Source organism: Haloferax sp. Atlit-48N (genome assembly GCF_003383015.2).
Classification (GTDB): domain Archaea; phylum Halobacteriota; class Halobacteria; order Halobacteriales; family Haloferacaceae; genus Haloferax; species Haloferax volcanii.
The window spans coordinates 2,392,457-2,411,881 of the sequence record NZ_CP137689.1; the positions used below are offsets into that span (position 1 = coordinate 2,392,457).

Below are 19,425 nucleotides of genomic sequence, written 5' to 3' on the forward strand. Positions count from 1 at the left end.
TAATGGACCTCCAGATCGATTACCAGCACTACATCGACGTCGTCGACGGCTGGATAGTCGACCAGCCGAAGACGGTGCTCCTCGTCTTCTTACTGCTTTCGGCGGGGTTTTCCGCCGGACTCGGACAGTCTGGAACCTCGTCTGGAACCAGTCAGTTTACCGAAGATGTCGCCGCGTACCAAGCGTTCGAAGAGGTCAACGACAACTTCGAGCGGGTGACGTTCGAGGAAGACACCGGTACGACACAGCTCATCCAATCGGGGTCGAACGTCCTGTCGAAGCCCGAGCTACTCAGGATGCTCAAGGCTCAACAGCGGTTGCAGGCCAATCCCGAGCTATCTGTCGTACAGACGACGAGCGTCGCCCGCGCCGTCGCCAGAGCCATAGACCCCTCGGCGACAACCATCGACGAAGAGATCGACGCCGTCGAACAGGCGACGCCGACGGAAATCGACCGCGCAGTCCAAGTCGCCGTCGAACAAAACCCGTCGGTTCGGTCGAGTCTGAGCGAGGACTTCAACGCGCGTTCCGCGTCGGCGTCCGCGACGATCGGCATCGTCACGCACTCGCTCACGACGGAGGTGTCCGACTCGGCCGGGACGGGCGGCGACAGTCCGCTGACGGAGATTCAACGACACGCCGAGTTCATCGTCGGCTCCGTCGGCGGGGATATCCGGGTGTTCGGCAGCGGAATCCTCTCCGAGGAGTTCTCCTCGGTCATCGGCGATTCGCTCGCGCTCGTCGTGCCGGCGGCGGTCGTCTTGATCCTGTTTTTCTTGGTGTTCGCGTACCGCGACCCAATCGACCTCCTGATCGGGGTCATCTCGCTGGCGATGGCCGTCCTCTGGACGTTCGGCTTCATGGGCTTGGCCGGAATCGCGTTCTCACAGATGCTCATCGCGGTGCCGCCGCTTCTCCTCGCGGTCGGCATCGACTTCGGGATTCACGCCATCAATCGCTACCGCGAAGAGCGGACCGAGGGCTTCGGCATCCACGAGTCGATGCGGACGGCGACCGACCAACTTCTCGTCGCGTTCACTATCGTGACGGGAACGACGGTCATCGGCTTCGCGGCCAACGCGTCGAGCGAACTCGGGCCCATCCGCGACTTCGGTATCGTCGCGGCCGTCGGCATCGTGTTTACCTTCTTCATCTTCGGCATCTTCCTGCCGGCGGCGAAGGTGTATCTCGACAGCCTCCGAGAGCGGGTCGGCTTCCCCGAGTTCGGGTCCGAGCCACTCGGTGCGGAAGACTCGGTCCTCGGGAAGATTCTCCCGGTCGGGATTCACATCGCGCGCCTCGCCCCGAAGGCGTTCCTCGTCCTGCTGGTCGTGAGTACCGCGTGGATGGGGTACTACGGGTCGGGCGTCGACAGTCGCTTCACGCAGGATTCGTTCCTCCCGCCGGAGGACAACCCGGAGTATCTCGAACTGTTCCCTCAACAGCTACAACCGCGTGACTACACCGTGACCGAGACGACGAACTTCCTCGAAGACAACTTCCAGACCGGCGAGGAAGACGTCACGACGGTGTACGTCGAGGGGTCGCTGACGGACGGTGGTACCTTAGAATCCATCTGGCGGGCGGGGAACAGCCCCCCCGACAGCTTCGTCGTCGACGACGGCCACGCGCGGGAGACGAGTATCGTCACCGTCATCCAGAGCTACGCGGAGCGGGACCCCGAGTTCGCGGCGCTCGTCGCGCGGAACGACCGCGACGCGAACGGCATCCCCGACGACAACCTCAAGCAGATATACGACGCGCTCCTTGCGTCGCCGGCCCGCGACCAGGCGCTCAACTACATCACCGACGATTACACCTCCGCGCGCGTCGAGTACGCGGTCGAATCCGACGCCAGCCAGGCCGACGTGACCGAAGACACGCGCACGGTCGCGGACCGCTACCGCGTGGAAGCGACGGCCACCGGGAACGTCGTCATCCTGAAAGCCGTCTCCGACGTCATCGCCCAGTCGGCGTTCATCAGCCTTGTGCTCGCACTCGCCGGCTCGGCGGTCTTCCTGGTCCTCATCTACGCCCTGCTGGAAGGGCGGCCCTCGCTCGGCGTGGTGAATCTGGTCCCAATCGTCGTGACCGTCGCCGCTATCGCCACGACGATGCGGTATCTCGACATCCCGTTCAACGTGATGACCGGGACGATTCTATCGATCGGTATCGGTCTCGGCATCGACTACTCCGCACACCTCGTCCACCGCTTCGCCGAGGAGTACGACAAGGGAACCGACGTGTTCGCCGCGCTGACCGACACGGTGCGCGGGACCGGCGGTGCGCTGACCGGCAGCATGCTGACGACGGTGACCGGCATCGGCGTGCTCGTCATCGCAATCACGCCGATTCTGGGGCAGTTCGGGCTCCTGACCGGGGTCTCGATTCTGTACTCGTACGTGGCATCGCTCGTCGTCTTACCGCCGGCACTCGTCGTCTGGGCGCGACTCGTCCACGGCGAGGACGCCGAGTCGACCGACGCGGCGAGCGGCCCGGACGGCGCCGGCGGTGCGGTGTAACCCCGACGACGCTCACGCTGAAAGCCGAACCGCCGGCACGTCCCGGAGTCCAACGGGGCGTCGCGCGAAGCCGCGGGAGACCGGGATTTTTTTCGCTCGGTACGTCGCAGAGCAGACAACATGAACGTGTTCTGCTTTGGAGCAGGGAAGGCAGGAGGGAGAGTCGTCGAACAACTGCTGGAGTACGAACGACAGCGCAAGCCGGATTTCATCAGCGGCGCGGCCGCCTGCGATACGACCGCGGCCGACCTCGACGCCTTAGAGCTGATTCCCGAAGACGCACGCGTGCTGTTCGGTGCGACCGAAACCAACGGACAGGGCTTCGACGGTGACGCCGAGCGCGGCGCTGCCGCCGCCGCAGACGAGCATCGAAAACTCCTCGAACCGACCGACGACGCGCCGATTGCAGCGAGCGACGCCTTCGTCGTCTGTGCCGGTCTCGGCGGCGGGACCGGCGGCCCGACCGCCGCGGTGCTCGCCGAGCGGCTCTCGGAGGTGTACGACCAGCCGGTGTACGGCGTCGGCATCTTCTCGACGGCGACGACGGACCAACAGCGCGCGTCGAACACGTTGCGGTCGCTCCGCCAACTCGTGTCGAAGACCGACCACGTCTTCGGCTTCGACACGGCGGCGTGGGTCAAAAACGAAGACGAACCGATCTCCGACGAGACGTACGACACGCTCAACGCGGAGCTCGCACGCCGTCTCGGCACGCTCTTCGCAGCGGGTGAGGTCACGACCGCCGACGACGTCGGCGCGAGCGTCGTCGACGCCTCGGAGATTATGAACACGCTTCGCGGCGGCGGACTCGCAACGCTGGGGTACTCCGAGCGCCCGCTCCCGCCGCGCGATACGAGCGTGGTGGGGCGTCTCAAGCGACTCGTCGGCGACGACGCCGAGTCCGTCGACCAGATCGACTCGCTCAACCGAATCACGACACAGACGCGGGAAGCCGTCCGCGGACAGCTGACGCTCTCCTGCGATATCGGCTCTGCGTCCCGCGGCCTGCTCGTTATCACCGGGCGACCGGCATGGCTCAACCGAGACGCGATTAGTCAGAACCAAGGCTGGATCGAAGAGCAGACGGGGAGTCTGGAGGTTCGGAACGGCGACGACCCCCGGCCGGATGCGGACGCCCTCAGCGTGTTAGTCCTCCTCGGCGGGATTAACCCGACCGCACAGTTGACCGCGCTCCAAGCCGTTGCGGACGCAGGTGACTCGGGCGACGCGTGAACGCACGGGGGTCGATAAACGTCGCGAGACGGCGCCACAGAGCGGCGGCGAACACTGGGGGTCGCCCCACGACCGCGCGGAGTTGCGCGATTTCTCGGACTGCTGTCCCAGCTAACGACACGTTTAACTTCGAATCGGCGCTAGCTTCGTTAGCCTCGTACTGACGATAACGGAATTTATGACCTACTTCTCGGATTCAGCAGACTCCGATCGCCACCAGACACAGCAGGCGATCCTCGAAGCGACCCACCAGATAGTACTCGAGTCCGGATACAATGGGATCTCCATCTCGCAAATCGCTGACCGGGTCGGCATCAGCAAATCGGTTATCTACCACTACTACGACGACAAGGAGTCATTGCTGGCAGAGTTCCTCGATGTCGCTCACGAGCGGTTTCTTGAGCAGATATTCGGGCAGGAAGAGACAACACCCCGTGACGAGCTCGAACACTTTTTGACGCTGTTTATCACGATTCCGCCGGTGGGGTGTGAGTCGGGGACGGAGCTGACACAGCTCGCAAAGACGTACGTCGAACTACGGACGCAATCGATTTCGAATCCGGATTATCGAGCCATTTTCACCGACTCAGAGGAAGACATCAAACGGCGGCTCACCGAAACAATCGAAGCAGGAATCGACCAAGGCGAGTTCAAGCCGGTGAATCCGGAGCGGACGAGCGAGCACATCATCACATTCGTCGATGGGGTCCTGTTTCGGCAAGCAACGACAGAGTCAATCGATAGCGAACTGCTGCACAGCGAGATTCAAGAGCACCTCGCTGATCGGATTTACCGCTGAGTTCGACGGCACACGCGGTGCTGGCAGCTAGTGCGAGTACGTTACGCGAGGTGACAGTCGCGGGTCGCTTGCTGTCGGAAAGAAGGGACGTCACGGCGACGGGAGGGACAGCGGGGACCGACCGACGGGAGTGTACGGGCTCAGTGCTCAGCTCTCAGTCGTCTCGGACCCACCGGCGGCCAGTGAACAACAGTGCGGTCACCACGAGCCCGCCGAAGAAGCCGCTCAGGAGGAACGTCGACGTGTTCGACGGGTCTGCGCTGCCGAGGTTCACGGTGAGCGCGTTCGTACCTGTCGAAGCTGCCGACGAATCGAACTGCACCGACTGCGTCGCCCGGCCAGACGTCTCGCCGATGTCGTAGGTTGCCGCGACCGTTGCGGTGCTCGACGGGCGCTCGTTCACGTCGACGACGACCGTCTTCGAAGTCGCGGCATCGACCGACTGGAGCGTGGTGGTCGGCAGCTGCGATTCGTTCGACACGCCCGAGATGACGACGTCGTCGATGGGTGCGTTCCCGTGGTTGGTGACGCGGTACCGAACGGAGACCGTGTCGTTTTCCTCGAAGGCGGTCGCGTAGACCGACACGTCGTCCCGAAGCGACTCGACCTGGACGGTGTCGAACGCTTCGACGGATTCGCCGTCGTTGTAGCGGAGCGTCGCCTTGAGCGCGGTTTCGCCCGCCTCGGACGGTTCGACCGTGAACTCGTAGGTCGTCGAGTTCTCCGCGGCGAGAACCGGCGTGATCGCGGTCCGGCTCTGCATTTCGCCGTCAACCGAGTCGAGTCGAAGCGACAGGTCCGTCAGCGCCTCGTCGTCACCGTTCGACACCGTGACGGTCACGGTGGTGTCAGTCTCGGCGACTGCGTTGTGCGTCTCGATGTGGACGCGGGGCGGAACCGTCGTCGACGTGCTCGGTTCCGAGACCGTGACGAACACCGGATGCTTGAGGTGGACGATTTCCGAGGTCGCACCGTCGGAGTCGTAATAGCGACCGCGGACGTGCACCGTCAGTCGCTTATCACCGGCAGTGTCGAAGCGCGCGCTCACCGGCACTTCGGCGGTGTCGCCAGCGCCGAGCACGCCGATTTGGTTCGCTTCGCTATGTTTCGTTCCAGAGCTGTCCTCCACCGTTACCTCCGTGACTTCGAAGCTGCCGCTCCCCGACCCAGAATGACTAATTGTCGGTGTGATTATAATACGGTCGCCAGTTTCGGGGTCCTCCTCGGAGACACTCACTCCGGTAACGGCGGTATGCGCGGGTGCCGCTGCCGCAGCACCCACTACACTTCCAACCGTGAGTAAACAAAGAATCATTACTAATCCAACTACTCCGCCCGTTTCGCGGTCGATTTTCGCTGTCATGCAGACTTTAGGCTTGCCTAAATAAATAAAAAGCCATCGATTTTTAGGCCAGCCTAATACTCGGTGAGGGAAGACTCGGTGGATTCGATGAATAATTGACAAGTGGCCGATGTCGGCGTGCTTTCCCGCCGCTCGCGACCGAGATTAGCTGAAAAGCGACTCAGTGGAAGAGTCGTCCGGTTTGCCATTCCCATACCAGTTCCGTCCCCAGCCAGACGAGCAACCAGACCGTCGCGAGGACGAAGACGAAGGCGGTAGCCGACAGTTGCTGGAAGGGTCGCGTGAGTGCGACCAAAAGCGGAGTAAAGAGAACGACCACTCCGACCATAGTGACGAGACCGATGAGGCTACAAACGTAGTGCTCAGTCGCGTTAATCTCCGCGGGTTGGATTACTTGCTGTGTTGATTGGTCATCGTCGGGCACTCCCCCGTGTTGATTGTACATCCGTAGCGACCTCCACCATGTAATTCATCAACAATCATTATAAATATGGCGTCGGGCTCGACACGACAGCCAGCGAACAGCTGTCTGACGGAATCTTGATTAGCGTCGTCCGAGTGGGCTGTATGATGCCACTGTCAAATTCGCCGGATACGTCGGCCGCCGACCGGGAGACGTCTGGCTCCGAGGGAGTCTCGCGCCGACGGGTGCTGCAAGCGTCAGCCGGTGCGGGGGCGCTCTTCCTCGCCACGGGGACAGCAGCCGCCAACGGCAAAGGCGGCCAAGCGGTCGTCAAGGAAGACGAGTACTACCCAGAGGAGTCGTTCGTCATTCTCGAAGCCGAAACGTGCGACAACCGGACGCCCGACGGCTCCTGTCGCGATGACTCGCTTCCGTTCCGGTGTAACGGCCAAGGCGGACGGTTCCCCCCGGGGAAAGGCGGCGCGCTCCCGTTCCCGTGGTGGAACTTCAAATACGAGAGCGGCCCGCTCGAAGGGGAACTGCTCCGAATCTACACGCGAGACAACAGCATCGACACGGACAGCACGTACCGCTGGACGCGAAAGAAAAAAGATTGCCCCGAAACGCCCGATTACTACCAGGTCGGGTTCGCCCGAGACTAGTACTACGGTCCGGTTTCCTCGGCCAACTCGGGCCGCGTCCCAGTTCAACCGTCTCAAGCCGACTGGGAGTCAGGTCCTCGCGTCTTCGTGTCGCAGAATTATCAGTGCCCCGGCTTGAATCAGGACGCACCGAGAAGACAGCACGTAAGAGGTAGACGGTCTAGAAACACTTTTTAGATTAGATTAGCTATTAGACATGATGGTTGGGTTGTACAATTTGGTACGTCGCGGCACTCGGGATGTCCCTGGGCAGGGAACGACTGATATGGGGGCGTCACAGCGATGAGTGGGCCGTCCCGGTTCGTCGAGCAGACCAAAGATCACCTCTACAAAGCGCTCGAAACGGACGATCCCGACGAGAAAGACTTCCACCTCCGGAACGCGCTGCAACTCTGTGCGTGGGACGGAGTGGCTGACCGAACGGAACAGAACGACGCCGACTGACGCTCTTCTCACCGCAACCGGGGCCGGTCCCGCGTGTTGTGGGTCTCCCGCCGAGACGACTGGCTAGGCGACCGACGAGTCATCTTGCGTCGCACGTCTGCCGTGATGGAAATCGTAAATATTCGGATTAATTTTGAATCTAATCGCTTCTCAGATATAATTCACAGCAGGAGAGCATGAGTAGTGTGTTCAGATATTCGATTTTGACTACGTATTCCCCCTATATAGTGTATGTTTTTAGAGAATATTCGTGTTTAAATTCGCTTTTTCATACATATTCAGATGACGGATTTGGAGTCCGATTTTATCCATCAGAAGTGGATAATATATCTGTATTTGAGGGTTTTGGCCGTCAAAGTGTCCCCACACAGCGTTCGCTCGTTGCCGATGCGGTCGCGTGCGTGGTGACTGCGACAACGGATGGACCGCCACCGATTGACGACGATGAGCGGACGGCAGGCGCGGCCCGCGTCGGCCGACCCGCGACGACCCCGGTGCAGACCGCCCGTGCTATGTTACGATTGCTCAATCTGCTTTTAATAGCAAGCCGTTCGAACGGCTAGCTAAGCCCCGCAGGTGGTCACATCGTCGACGAGCGCCGAACGGAACGTCGCTTCGACTGTCGGCATCGCGCGTCGACCACTCCCTGTCCGGGCGCAGGAATTTCCAATGCAACTCACAACTCTCTTCAACGACGATTCCGCCGTCTCACCGGTTATCGGTGTGATTCTCATGGTCGCGATTACGGTCATCCTCGCGGCCGTCATCGGCACGTTCGTCCTCGGTCTCGGCGACCAAGTCAGCGAAACGTCGCCGCAAGCGAGTTTCGACTTCGACTACACCAACACGTCAGGAAACCTCACGATTACCCACGAAAGCGGAACCTCGATTGATGCAGACAGCGTCTCTATCTCGGGACCCGTGGGTGACGACGGCGACACCTGGGCGGACATCGACGGTTCAGCGACCGAAATTACCGCAGGGAGCTCGATTACCGTCACTGCGAACGGCAACTCGTTCGACTCCGGCGAAACGGTCCGCATTATCTGGACCTCCGACTCCGGCTCCAGCTCTTCGACGCTCCAGAGCTGGACGTACAACGGCTGAACGAACCACTGACCAACTTTTTTGCGAGCGTGTCGACGAGCCGTAACAGCAGCTAGATAAAACAGCCATATGTCCGTTAGTGCTGTGGTCCCAAACGCACCGGTACGCCGCGGGAGACCACGAGCGACACGCCGTCGTCAGGCGGTTGTGCCGCGCTCGACGCCCACCGACGACTCGGTGCGAGTTCGGCCGCGGCGACCGCTCAGCCTCGGCGTCACAGCGCGTGGATACCCTCGACCCGTCCTGAACAGTCGTGGAAATATAGAGATTTTTTGATGACATACCTGTGGATTTTGCGGTTGAACTCCTCGGTCCGTGGCTCTCACTATAGAGGTCTCGTAAGTCCTAGGATATCCTGGAAGTCGTAAGAGGCCAAATTCTTTATAGGTGTGCTTTCGTCTATCTGATAGTACGCGTCAACTCGGAGTGTGTACGCTTGCAGCCCCTCGCAGGCACACCCACTAGTGACACGGAGGAATCCAGTAAATGAGCACGAGATCCCAATCAGAATCCCCCGTAGACGCTCCACAGCAGGGAGCGACGAACGGGCAGTCTGCCTCGGACATCCACCTCAGCGGTGACGAGCTACTGCTGTCCGCAGACAGTGATATCGCACCCACCCTCTCGGTCGTGATGCCAACCCTCAACGAAGAGGGTGGCATCGCCCAGTGTATCGAGTGGGTCAAAGCCGCCCTCGAAGACATGCAGATTTACGGCGAGGTCGTCGTCGCGGACAGCTCGACCGACCGCACGCCCGAGATTGCGGCGGAAAATGGGGCGATTGTCATCGAGCCCGACGGCAAGGGCTACGGCTACGCGTATCTGTACGCGTTCGAGCGCGTCCGCGGCGACTACATCGCCATGGGCGACGCCGACTGCACCTACGACTTCGAGGAGCTTCCCAAGCTGTTGAACATGGTTCGCTCCGGCGACGCCGACATGGCCATGGGGTCGCGACTGGAGGGCGAGATTCTCCCCGGGTCGATGCCGCCGCTGCACGAACACGTCGGGAATCCACTGTTGACGAAGTTCTTGAACGTCTTCTACGGCGCTGGCGTCAGTGACGCGCATAGTGGGATGCGCGTGTTTAGCCGCGACGCCTGGGAGACCATGGACTGCTCGTCGACGGGCATGGAGTTCGCCAGCGAGATGATTATGGAAGCCGGCGCGAAGGACTTGGAGATTAAAGAAAAGCCGATTACCTACCACCCCCGCGAGGGCGAGGCCAATCTGGAGAGCTTCCCCGACGGCTGGCGACACGTCCGGTTCATGCTCGTGAACGCGCCGGGGTATCTGTTTTCCGCGCCTGGGTTCGGGCTGTCCGTGATTGGCGTGTTGGCGCTGGTGTTGGCCTGGAGCGGTGTGGAGCTCGGTGGGGCGCAGTTCGGGATTCACACCGGGATTGGTGGTGGCCTGCTGACGCTCGCCGGCTTCCAGTTGATGCTGTTCGGGGCCTTCTCGACGGTGTCGTCTGACCCGGTTCGTGGAGCTTCCGATCCGTTTACGACGTGGTTTACGGAGCGAATTTCCTTGGAGCGTGGGGCGACGATTGGGTCTGTGGTGTTGCTCTGTGGGCTGGCCTACGGTGGGTTCTTGGCCGTTACGTGGGTGACGAGTGGGTTTAGTGCGTTGCCTATCGCGGTTGCTGATGTTGTGGCGACCGTGGCTGTGGTGATCGGGTTGCAGATGGTGTTTGGGTCGTTCTTGTTGGGGTCGGTGAAAAAATCGGTTTAATCTGAACGATCAATCTTTGATCGCCTCTAATTTTCATGACTTCCAGGGTTTTCATTTTGACAGTATCCTCAATCGAAGTTATCGAAAAGAAGTTATTGGCTCTGTTGAAACCCTCTTGCCGCCTTGCGATTTCTTGAGAGACTAGTTTTCACTGTGATCTACGGAAACTAGCCAGAAGGAGCGCTCTCTCCAATGTCAAGCTTGAAAGATTTCAACAGAACCGCAGACGAGTAATTACCGTCGACCGCTGATAAGTTGATATCAACTGGTGGCCGAGGAGCGGAGTAGCCATAGCAAGAAGTTGGCATTATATATCGTTAGATTGGTCTGGTTCCCGACCTACGGTGTAGAGTTTGTATCCGCCATTTGAGTACACCTTGTTGAGGTGTGGTGAAGAATTAATTTTATCGAAGTCTTCAGATCGATAGCGACGACCATCATAGAGGTCCACATTCCGGCTGACAGAGTAATCAGTTACTATTAGTGAATACCCAGATAGCGACGTAACATTCTTGTAATGATAGGAGGCGAAAGCAGCTGGGATATCACTAGGTGCATTCCGGGGATTATCTGGTCGCCCCAGCAGCTTTCTCCCACGTTCAATATCTTCCCCACGGCGAACACGTAGTGTGCCATACTCTGCCGTGTAATATCGGTATATGCTTGTGTATGTGCTAATCAACTCTCGTGAGTCCTGAGTATCAAATGTGTGCTTATAGCCAACTAACTGCGACTCGGTAACGTGGCCTGTTGGTTGATACAGATATGGACTCTTGTATGCAGTTGGCATTGAGACAATAAGGCAGATAGCCAAGATTACCATTATCACCTTACGTCCTTGAGCAACTGTCCCTCCAGCCCGAACAACAAGACTCGATATTGAGGTGATCTGAACCGCACCTAGGACTCCGGCAAACACTAATCCAGCACCTACGTATCGTAGTGTCTGAGAGATTGCGCCGCCGGCTAGGAATACCATTGAGAGGACTGCAATCGGGACAAGCCCAATAAACACGATTGTAATCAAAACATCGTTTCGGTTACTCTCTCGTCGGAAGACTCGTTGGCCATGGATGAAGGCAGCAACAACCGAAAGCGCAATAAAGAATACTGGTACTGAAAGCAGTTTTGCAGTGATTTCAACGAAGCTCCCACCAACAGCAGTTAGGCCGGATGGAGTAGCCGTAGATACAGCTGTATTTGTTGGGGAGTATGACAAATAGCGGATAATAAGTTTTTGTACCGCCCCGCGGAATCCCGGTCGAGATACCATCCAGCTAACCGATATGCAGAGATAAATGACAGTTACAATGGCTGTACTCTTGTGTATTTCCTTCACTCGCCAGAAGTGGACAACCACAGATGCACATAAGATAGCAGCGACAACCAATGACTGCTGAGGATGAATATAGATCAGTGCGATACCTGTGAGTAAGAATAATAACAGATTCTCCCATCTCTCGGAAGTGAAATATTGGATTAAGAAATAGACGGGAGTTATTGAGTAAAAAAGCCCAAACACAGTTGGTACTGCTTGAAGTTTTGGTAATTTAACGGGCATCAACGGCAGCAACATTAAAGGAACAAAGAGTGCGACTTGAGGTGATAATTCCGACGCTGAAAGAGATCTAGTAAGGAGTATCGAGAATAATCCGAATGAAACTACGATTATCGGGATAGAGAGCATCAGTACATGGTTGGGTTCCAGTCCAGTTAATCGAATTACAACTGCTGACCACATATGCATCGCCGGATACAGAGACACATCATAGAGCCTAGTTCCCTGTAGTAGATCACGTGTCCACCCAAGGTGAACCAGAGCGTCGTAAAGTCCGAAAAATGCATAACCACGCATTAGTGGGAGCGATGTAAGAAGAACCAGATCAAGTACAACAATTGGTACTGCTAATCGAGAGCGATAGTACAGACAAAGGATAAGTGCAGTCAGTATTGACCCCACTAAACCTACCCAAAAACCGATGGGTGTCGACGAATAGATATTGACTTCATACGCGACTGCTGGAGTTGTGTGAGCAAAAATAGCAGCAACAACGACAGAAATGCACGCAACGATCCCTAGTAAGCGGGAGGCAATAAACTGGTGACGAGCGATATTAGACTGCTGCATTACCGGATTGTATTATATAGACGCTTGGTATTGACATAATCGTTATGATGAGCTACACTATTGTGTATTGCTGTATTGTGCGAACGTGTTAGCAGCATAATCACTAAATCGCTATACTGTATCATAACTCCCATGATGCAAATCACGCATAACCAAGATCCTCTAGTCGGTCCATTACAGAGTCTTCAACGCTAGAATTATCAGTAGACACCTCACGGACAGTAAGTTGATCAACAAGAGAATCTATATCTCTTCTTGCCTCTTGATGCTGTAAGCCATCTCCCACAATGAGTCCGTTAGAATGTGTCTCAAATGAATAATTACCGTCTTTATCAACACAGGCATGCAATGGCTGGTTTAGTTCTTCGTACGTCTCCTCTGAGACGCCTTTCTCAACAAATCGTTCCTTGAGCCAGGGTAAGAATCCATGGTATTCCACTAATCGATTTTTTCCCTGTGGATCATTTAACAGACTCTGCCCATGTGTTTGACATTCTATCCCCGCTAAGTCTGCGATGGTGGCATGAACATCCAGTATACTCACTGGAACATCAATGGTTGATTCAGTAACATTATCACCGGAAATTGCCAAGGGAATGTGACTCAATTGAGGATAGACACCATATGTATGATCAATCATATCAAACTCACCCAGCATTTCCCCGTGGTCAGAAAGCGTGATAATATAGTCAAATTCTTCATTCAACTTTGAGAATATTTTTTTATACATATCTGATAAATAGTTAGCAGCGTCGTTATATGCTATCTTTGCATCAGATAAATTAGATATGTCACCAACAAATGGTTCCCAGTTATTAGTGGACACTTCTTTCGAAAGCGTCCGGTATTCTTTTGGAGGGTAATACGGGACGTGAACGTCCATCAGATTAATAAACATAAATTCACCATCATCAAATGTCTCATCTTCGAGTTGGCGTAATACTGACTCAGCACCGCCCCTCTTTTTTGATTCAAAATACCGGCGAGTGCCATCAAGCAGAGAATAGATCGTCGAGTGATCTCCTTTAATGCACTCTAATATTGCCGATAGATACAGCGAGAGTCCAGAGTCATCAGATTGTGATAAATACTTACTAAAATCAAGGGTGTCAACGTCATAGTATGACGCCAACTCATTAGGACCGATATTCTCATCGAAGCCTCGATCCCAGCCATCCCAAAGATGAATGTTCAAATTTGCAGTATACTTCCTTGTATAGTACCCAGAATCGTGCAACTCTTCGGCAATCGTTGGTTCATCACAATCTAGTGATAGCGACTGACTGTGTACTCCTACTTCACTTGGATAGAGTCCTGTAAACAGTGAGCCATGTGCAGGTATCGTCCAATGAGACGTAGAATAAGCATTTGTGAATGATGTTCCTGGTATCCAGTCAAAAAATTCGTCAAACGTATCGTAGCGCAACGTATCTAGAACCACTACCGCAATATTTGGATGGTCAGGCATTTGTACTCTAAATACTATCAAAGAGTCATAAGGCTGTCTGTCGCCGTGAAGAACCCCAAATAGAATCATGAAAGATATCGGAAATCTGGCTAAAAGTGTAAGTCTCGTTTTTATTGGAACGATTCTAGGCCAAGCACTAGGCCTACTAGGAGAACTGATTATAATCCGCTCTGTCGCGCCTGACGTACTTGGAAGATTAGGATTAGCATACGCGGTTGTTTCAACACTCGGGACGATTGTTTTATTCGGTGTCCCATCTGGTGTGACAAGGTATTTGTCAACGGGCGATAGCCAAAATCGAACTGGCATACTTCCCAGTGGATATGCGATAACACTGTCCAGCTCAAGCATACTAGCACTACTATTATTCACATTCAGATCCGAAATATCTAGTATTGCAGGGAATACAAATATTGGGTCTGTTCTGGTTTTCTTCCTACCATACCTATTGGTTTTGCCAATCGCACGAATCTCATTTGCTGGGCTTCGGGCCGATCATAGGACAAAAGCGGCAGTCGTCTCAAAATGGGTCGGGCCTCGTATAGTTGCGTTACCTCTTCTCATCGTTGCAATTTACTTGGGCCAAAATGAAATAGGAGTGATTTTGTACTGGGTTATAATCCCAGCAACAGCCAGTATTCTATCACTCTGGTTCTTAAGAACAAGTTTCAAATTGTCTAAGATTTCAACCCCGACCCAAGAAGAAGTAAGGGAATTATGGAGGTATTCTTGGCCACTTGCAGTAAGCGTATCTCTCACGATATTATTAACGCGTTTAGACATACTAATGCTGTCACTATTTGTGGACTCAACATCAATTGGATACTATCGGTCAATCCAACCGTTACGGCAAGTCACCACACTAGTCTCTGCATCGTTTGGATTTCTATTCCTGCCATTGGCAACCAAGTATTATGAATCAGACAATATAGTACAGTTGGACAAATTATACAGTACATCTACTAAATGGATTTCGACACTCACATTCCCTTTTATTCTGGTCTTCGCCCTGTTTTCTAACGATGTAATTCGTGTCTTCTTTGGAGTAGAATATACTCCCGCATCATTAACACTATCAATCCTCGTTGGAGGACTATTCTTTAGATCTCTTGTTGGCTTAGACACTGATTTATTGAAAGCTATTAATCGAACGAAGATTGAACTAGTCTGTGCTGTGATTGGGGTAATGTCTAATATTATACTGAATTATATGCTTATTCCTAGATTTGGAATTGAAGGTGCAGCACTAGCGACAATCGGAGGGTTCTTTACATACAATCTCGCAGAGGTATTAATAATATATTCAATGATAGGCATACACCCATTTAAAATGAATAACCTTAAGCCCTTAATCCCGAGCCTGGTATTTGCGGTTCTAATGCAACAATCATTAACAAACAATCAGCTTAATATATTCTATCTCATATTTATCGGAATGTCATATACACTAATCCAACTTCTGGCGCTAGTTTTCACAAACTCATTAGACGAGAGCGATTTATTACTAATTCAGAAATTTGAGTCTCGAATTGGTTATAAAATACCAATCATAAGATCATTTATAAACTAAGTTGAGAGGTTTCAGGTCGTGATTAAGCCGATCATCACTCACAGACCAGGCAGCGTGCATTGAAACAGATAAAAAGGCTCTGTTGAATTCGATCCATTCGACACTTTTCCCGCTGAAACAGCCGTTATGTCGAGAGCCCCTCAAGATCGATGGCGCTCCGAATCCGAGGCATCTCGATGAATTCGTCGAGAAGCGTCCGGTTCGTCGTATTCTTCCGCACCTTGAGTCATAGCAAGACGATGTGTTGATGGCCCAAGTATAAAATGCAACTCGACGACGACACTGAATTAGTACACATCCTCAAAGGGCTCGCGGAACAGATACAGTTTGAAGATAGGAGTGAAGCAACTTGAAGACGTGGTTGAGTATGTGCTCCGCCAGTCCGCTGCACAAGAGTCCGATGACTCGTTTCCCAGGGGTACCACCCTAATAAGAGGTTAGGCACTACTCTCACTTGTAAGATTTTTATACAGAGCAAAACGTTATCATAGTGTGAAACGGCGGATTGCAATCCTCGAAAAAACGAAGACACCGTATCGACCACCTGTGTTTAATTCTATTGGAGAGACGCACGAAGTTACAGTTTTTTACGCAAATGCGAGCGAGAGTCATCGAGAGTGGGACACATCACATGAGTTTCGGAACTTCACTGAGACATCTATTTCTGCCATCCGAATTGGACCTCTCGTTTTTCCCTCTCCGTCATTTCTCCATCAACTGATACGTGACGATTTCGATGAATTCATTGCTAATTCATCATCTGCAGTGATTCTTTGTAGCGTCCTGATGGCTGTAGCTGCGAAGATAACTGGCTCCACATTTACCATGTGGACAGAACGAATTAATACAGACTGGGCAGATTCGAAACGCGGCTCAAGATTTCAGCAGATCACCAGGCGATTCTGGGTGACATTCCATGAATCGGTCCGCTACAAATTATATCAACTGGTAGACAGAGTCGCCGCATTTAGTAACTTGGCAGCAGATGCAGCAGCCCAAAATGACGTTGATCATGAGTGCATAAAAACAGCACCACAAGCACTTCCGCGCCAGATCATGGCTGATCCAGATCATGGCTCAATACCGCCGACAGATAAGTTCCGAATCGTAAGCATCTGTTATCTCACCGGCCGAAAAGGGGTCGATATTTTGATTGATTCGATAAAAGAGATCAACGCCGATCTCGAATTGTTGGTCGCAGGAAAAGGCCCACAATCTCCAGAACTCCATAGATTAGCCAAAGATGATGATCGAATCAAATTTCTGGGATACGTAAGTGAGGGCAAAAAAACGGCCCTTTTAGAATCTGCTGATCTCTTTGTACTCCCATCACGTCACGAACCGTGGGGTCTGGTTGTGAACGAAGCTCTAAACTGCGGAACACCAGTGATCACGACCTCCACTGCTGGTGCGGAAATGATTCTCAATAATCGTCATGTTGTGCCACCTGCTGATGTCGATGCGCTCTGTCAAGCGATTAGCGCTGAAATGAAAACGCCCTCGTCGCCCCCTACTCCCCCTTCCGTTGAGGATATGGCCTGCATTCTCAAATAGCAGTATTACATTTCCTTTGAGAATCACTCTTCACAGACAAGCACTGTCTAGTAGTGACCTCCTCAACCGGTGTTCGCCCATCGAGCGCTTGATGCAGTCTCTGAAAATGTAGTATTGCATAGATTATATGAACCTCTCACAGACGCTTCCGCGACTGCCCACCCACGAATTATGGAAGCGGTCGACTCGCATTTTGAGGGTGTGAAACCATTTCTCGATGGGTTTCGCTCGACGTAGTCAAGCCGACCGCTCAACTCTAATCATGAGATGGCAGTCAGATAGCCGTAGCCATTAGCGAGAAACACAGCCGATCTGAGAAATCGTGTTTCTCCGAGAGTCGATGGAGAAACGCAACAGCTGGGTCGGTACCATGTCGTCCAAACAATTCGACGTCAAGAATCAGCTTTGTCTCGATGTCTATTGCAGCGTACAACCAAGACCACTCGCCATCGATTTTGACAGCGGTCTCGTCGGCCGCAACCCGCTTCGGCTTCGCCTCAGGCGGGTTGTGACCGCTGTCAGCCAACCGATGTACCCATTTCAAATAGCTTGGGGAGAGCGTTCAACGCCTAGATAGCGAAGAATCTGTTTTGTTTCTCTGAGTGAACATCCGGTCGTATGGAACTGGACGGTGAATACCTAATGGGTGTCGCCGTCCGCTCACGCTCCCAAGTTTCTTTTAAATTCCGTCGCAAAGCACTCGCTGAGCAGGTCTGCGAGTTTCATTCCAAACACACACTCAACGACGTGCTCGTTCCACAAACTGGCTTAACTAGATAGCCAATCAGAATTTCGATAGAATCAGATTAAGTTGCCCTGAGTGAGATCACTAATAGCACTTCGAATAGCTTGTTTTTCTGTGAATCTCAGATTGTGCTTCTCAAGTGTTCGAATAAAGGGTTCGATACGATCATCAGAAACGTTTGCTGGACTATCTTCTGATTGTGAGTACTGAGTATAGAATTTAGGACCATCTGAAGTGAGTAACAGCTTATCCTCAGAGGAGGTTACAGATAAATAGTGTGGCGAATATCCTAATTCATCAGATCTTAAGTCAGCGATTACGTCACTCTCAGGCCTGCTTACTACATAATCAGAACAATATCTGGATGGGTCAAACGAATTCTCTGCCAGATCAGATATCATTTTTTTCAGTTGGATGAGAGAGACGGGACTCTCAACTGTTTCTGATTCATCGCCAGATTTCACCAATAAGGGGACATGAATATTATGATCGAATAGTTGGTATTCATGTCCATAAATGCTATTCTCACCTAGTGCTTCTCCATGATCAGAATGAATGACTAGCGAAAAGTCGTCTGGGACACTATCTAAAAAGACTTCCATGAATTTGTCAAAAGAACGAACTGCATCTCTATATGACCGTGATATCATACGCTTAGTTAATTTAGACTGAGATTCACCACGGTTCGTCCAGAATTTGTACGTCCCCCAATAGTTATCCACAATACTGGATTCTTCTCGAATCGATCTGGGAGTGAGATATGGTTGGTGCGTATCCATCAAGAAAATCCAAACAAAATATGGCTCCGGCAATTCCTGAATAGACTCGCTAAGATAGTCTATGAAATGTTGCCAATGAGAGAACCATTCTCTTTTTGCTTTCCATCCAAATGCACTCTCATGCCCGATACTCTTTAAAGATTTGTCTATTATACCAGGAATGGATTTTTTTGCTAAGAATTGAGATCCATCTTCACCACCGGGATATATCTCTACGAACGTGTCAAATCCAATGTCAAAATTAGTGTCTGAAGCAGTCCAAGGATTTGCAGTAAATGCAGCCGTAGTGTATCCTTTCCTCTGGAGCAACTCAGGAATGGACTCAGTCCAGCTAAGGTGGTTAGCAATCTTTTGACGCCGACCACCCATATCACTCACATCACGAACATCATTATACGTATAATACTCGCCCGTGAAAATTGGAGGCATCGCTGATGGCGTCCGTGGACCTACAGTAAACGCATTTTTGAACACCGAACTTTCCTCCGCAAGCCCATCTAAGAATGGCGTAGTATCTTCATCTGGATTGATGAAACCACAGTAGTCTGCACGTAGGCTATCGATCGACACGAGAATTACATTTTCCATGATTGTGTGTTAGACTTTGAAGGTGTAATCAAAGATAACCTAGCGATTCAAGTCTATCTTTAACGTCGCCTTCCTCCTCATTTGCTGGTGACTCTGAATCAAGTTGTTTTTCTAAACTCATCAGAATAAAGTTTAGATATTCATCCAAAGAGTCGAAGTCCGCACTTTGCGCTCGGTCACGTAGTCGGTCTGCCAGATCTGGCGAGAGCGCTACAGTTGTATTTTCGTCGTTCATTGTATGTTCTGTCATTTCTAACGAACATAAATCCTATCCCTTGGGGTGTCGGCGTCCGCTACGCTCCCCAGCAACTCCTAAATTCATCTTA

At 53.0% G+C, this 19,425-nt stretch carries 15 protein-coding genes and 2 pseudogenes; 9 read left to right on the plus strand and 8 right to left on the minus strand.

Annotated features, from left to right (window positions below; all coding sequences use genetic code 11):
- Positions 1–2: 2 nt before the first annotated feature.
- The 3 genes from DEQ67_RS12750 (at position 3) to DEQ67_RS12760 (ending at position 4,554) form a co-directional block, all read left to right on the plus strand.
- Positions 3–2,522 carry an efflux RND transporter permease subunit gene (locus DEQ67_RS12750; RefSeq protein ID WP_004062810.1) on the plus strand — a complete coding sequence of 840 codons (2,520 nt, stop codon included), beginning with the start codon at positions 3–5 and terminating at the stop codon, positions 2,520–2,522.
- Between the two features lie 120 nt (positions 2,523–2,642).
- The gene (gene cetZ6 / locus DEQ67_RS12755) at positions 2,643–3,755 is read left to right on the plus strand and encodes a tubulin-like protein CetZ6 (protein ID WP_006601223.1); all 1,113 of its coding nucleotides are present in this window, start codon (positions 2,643–2,645) and stop codon (positions 3,753–3,755) included.
- A gap of 178 nt (positions 3,756–3,933) precedes the next feature.
- A complete protein-coding gene (locus tag DEQ67_RS12760) occupies positions 3,934–4,554 on the plus strand; it encodes a TetR/AcrR family transcriptional regulator (RefSeq protein ID WP_115891426.1) in 621 nt (206 codons plus the stop codon).
- Positions 4,555–4,708: 154 nt separating this feature from the next.
- Here DEQ67_RS12760 and DEQ67_RS12765 read toward each other — a convergent pair whose 3' ends face one another.
- Positions 4,709–5,683, minus strand: coding sequence for a CARDB domain-containing protein (locus tag DEQ67_RS12765; RefSeq protein ID WP_115891425.1), 975 nt, complete (start codon positions 5,681–5,683; stop codon positions 4,709–4,711).
- A gap of 394 nt (positions 5,684–6,077) precedes the next feature.
- A complete protein-coding gene (locus tag DEQ67_RS12770) occupies positions 6,078–6,362 on the minus strand; it encodes a hypothetical protein (protein ID WP_008605530.1) in 285 nt (94 codons plus the stop codon).
- 125 nt (positions 6,363–6,487) lie between these two features.
- Between DEQ67_RS12770 and DEQ67_RS12775 the strand changes: the two genes are divergently transcribed.
- The 4 genes from DEQ67_RS12775 to agl6 all read left to right on the plus strand — a co-directional run bounded on the left by DEQ67_RS12775 (position 6,488) and on the right by agl6 (position 10,267).
- Entirely contained in the window at positions 6,488–6,982 is a 495-nt protein-coding gene (locus DEQ67_RS12775; RefSeq protein WP_231896127.1) for a hypothetical protein, read from the plus strand.
- 282 nt (positions 6,983–7,264) lie between these two features.
- Positions 7,265–7,426, plus strand: coding sequence for a hypothetical protein (locus DEQ67_RS12780; RefSeq protein WP_004041948.1), 162 nt, complete (start codon positions 7,265–7,267; stop codon positions 7,424–7,426).
- A gap of 669 nt (positions 7,427–8,095) precedes the next feature.
- Positions 8,096–8,533, plus strand: a complete 438-nt coding sequence (locus tag DEQ67_RS12785; RefSeq protein WP_115891424.1) for a type IV pilin — start codon at positions 8,096–8,098, stop codon at positions 8,531–8,533.
- Between the two features lie 486 nt (positions 8,534–9,019).
- Entirely contained in the window at positions 9,020–10,267 is a 1,248-nt protein-coding gene (agl6, locus tag DEQ67_RS12790; RefSeq protein WP_115891423.1) for a low-salt glycan biosynthesis hexosyltransferase Agl6, read from the plus strand.
- 307 nt (positions 10,268–10,574) lie between these two features.
- Here the strand turns inward: agl6 and DEQ67_RS12795 are convergent, their stop codons facing one another.
- Positions 10,575–12,395: a hypothetical protein gene (locus DEQ67_RS12795; RefSeq protein ID WP_147301776.1), complete on the minus strand. Its 1,821-nt coding sequence runs from the start codon at positions 12,393–12,395 to the stop codon at positions 10,575–10,577.
- Positions 12,396–12,537: 142 nt separating this feature from the next.
- Entirely contained in the window at positions 12,538–13,863 is a 1,326-nt protein-coding gene (locus tag DEQ67_RS12800) for a sulfatase-like hydrolase/transferase (RefSeq protein ID WP_158543166.1), read from the minus strand.
- A gap of 67 nt (positions 13,864–13,930) precedes the next feature.
- On the opposite strand from DEQ67_RS12800, the gene DEQ67_RS12805 reads away from it, so the two are divergent.
- Positions 13,931–15,433 (plus strand): flippase, encoded by a 1,503-nt coding sequence (locus DEQ67_RS12805; RefSeq protein ID WP_115891421.1) that lies wholly within the window; start codon positions 13,931–13,933, stop codon positions 15,431–15,433.
- 127 nt (positions 15,434–15,560) lie between these two features.
- Here the strand turns inward: DEQ67_RS12805 and DEQ67_RS12810 are convergent.
- Positions 15,561–15,692, minus strand: a pseudogene (locus tag DEQ67_RS12810) (IS5/IS1182 family transposase); the annotation flags it as partial.
- A 233-nt stretch (positions 15,693–15,925) separates the two neighbouring features.
- On the opposite strand from DEQ67_RS12810, the gene DEQ67_RS12815 reads away from it, so the two are divergent.
- Positions 15,926–16,987 carry a glycosyltransferase gene (locus DEQ67_RS12815; RefSeq protein ID WP_199522546.1) on the plus strand — a complete coding sequence of 354 codons (1,062 nt, stop codon included), beginning with the start codon at positions 15,926–15,928 and terminating at the stop codon, positions 16,985–16,987.
- On the opposite strand, the pseudogene DEQ67_RS12820 reads toward DEQ67_RS12815, so the two are convergent.
- The 3 genes and pseudogenes from DEQ67_RS12820 to DEQ67_RS12830 form a co-directional block, all read right to left on the minus strand.
- Positions 16,980–17,713: pseudogene (locus tag DEQ67_RS12820) on the minus strand (IS6 family transposase). The gene DEQ67_RS12815 and the pseudogene DEQ67_RS12820 overlap by 8 nt on opposite strands.
- A 75-nt stretch (positions 17,714–17,788) precedes the next feature.
- The gene (locus tag DEQ67_RS12825) at positions 17,789–19,081 is read right to left on the minus strand and encodes a sulfatase-like hydrolase/transferase (RefSeq protein ID WP_158543165.1); all 1,293 of its coding nucleotides are present in this window, start codon (positions 19,079–19,081) and stop codon (positions 17,789–17,791) included.
- 46 nt (positions 19,082–19,127) lie between these two features.
- A complete protein-coding gene (locus DEQ67_RS12830) occupies positions 19,128–19,334 on the minus strand; it encodes a hypothetical protein (RefSeq protein ID WP_147301775.1) in 207 nt (68 codons plus the stop codon).
- Positions 19,335–19,425: the final 91 nt, after the last annotated feature.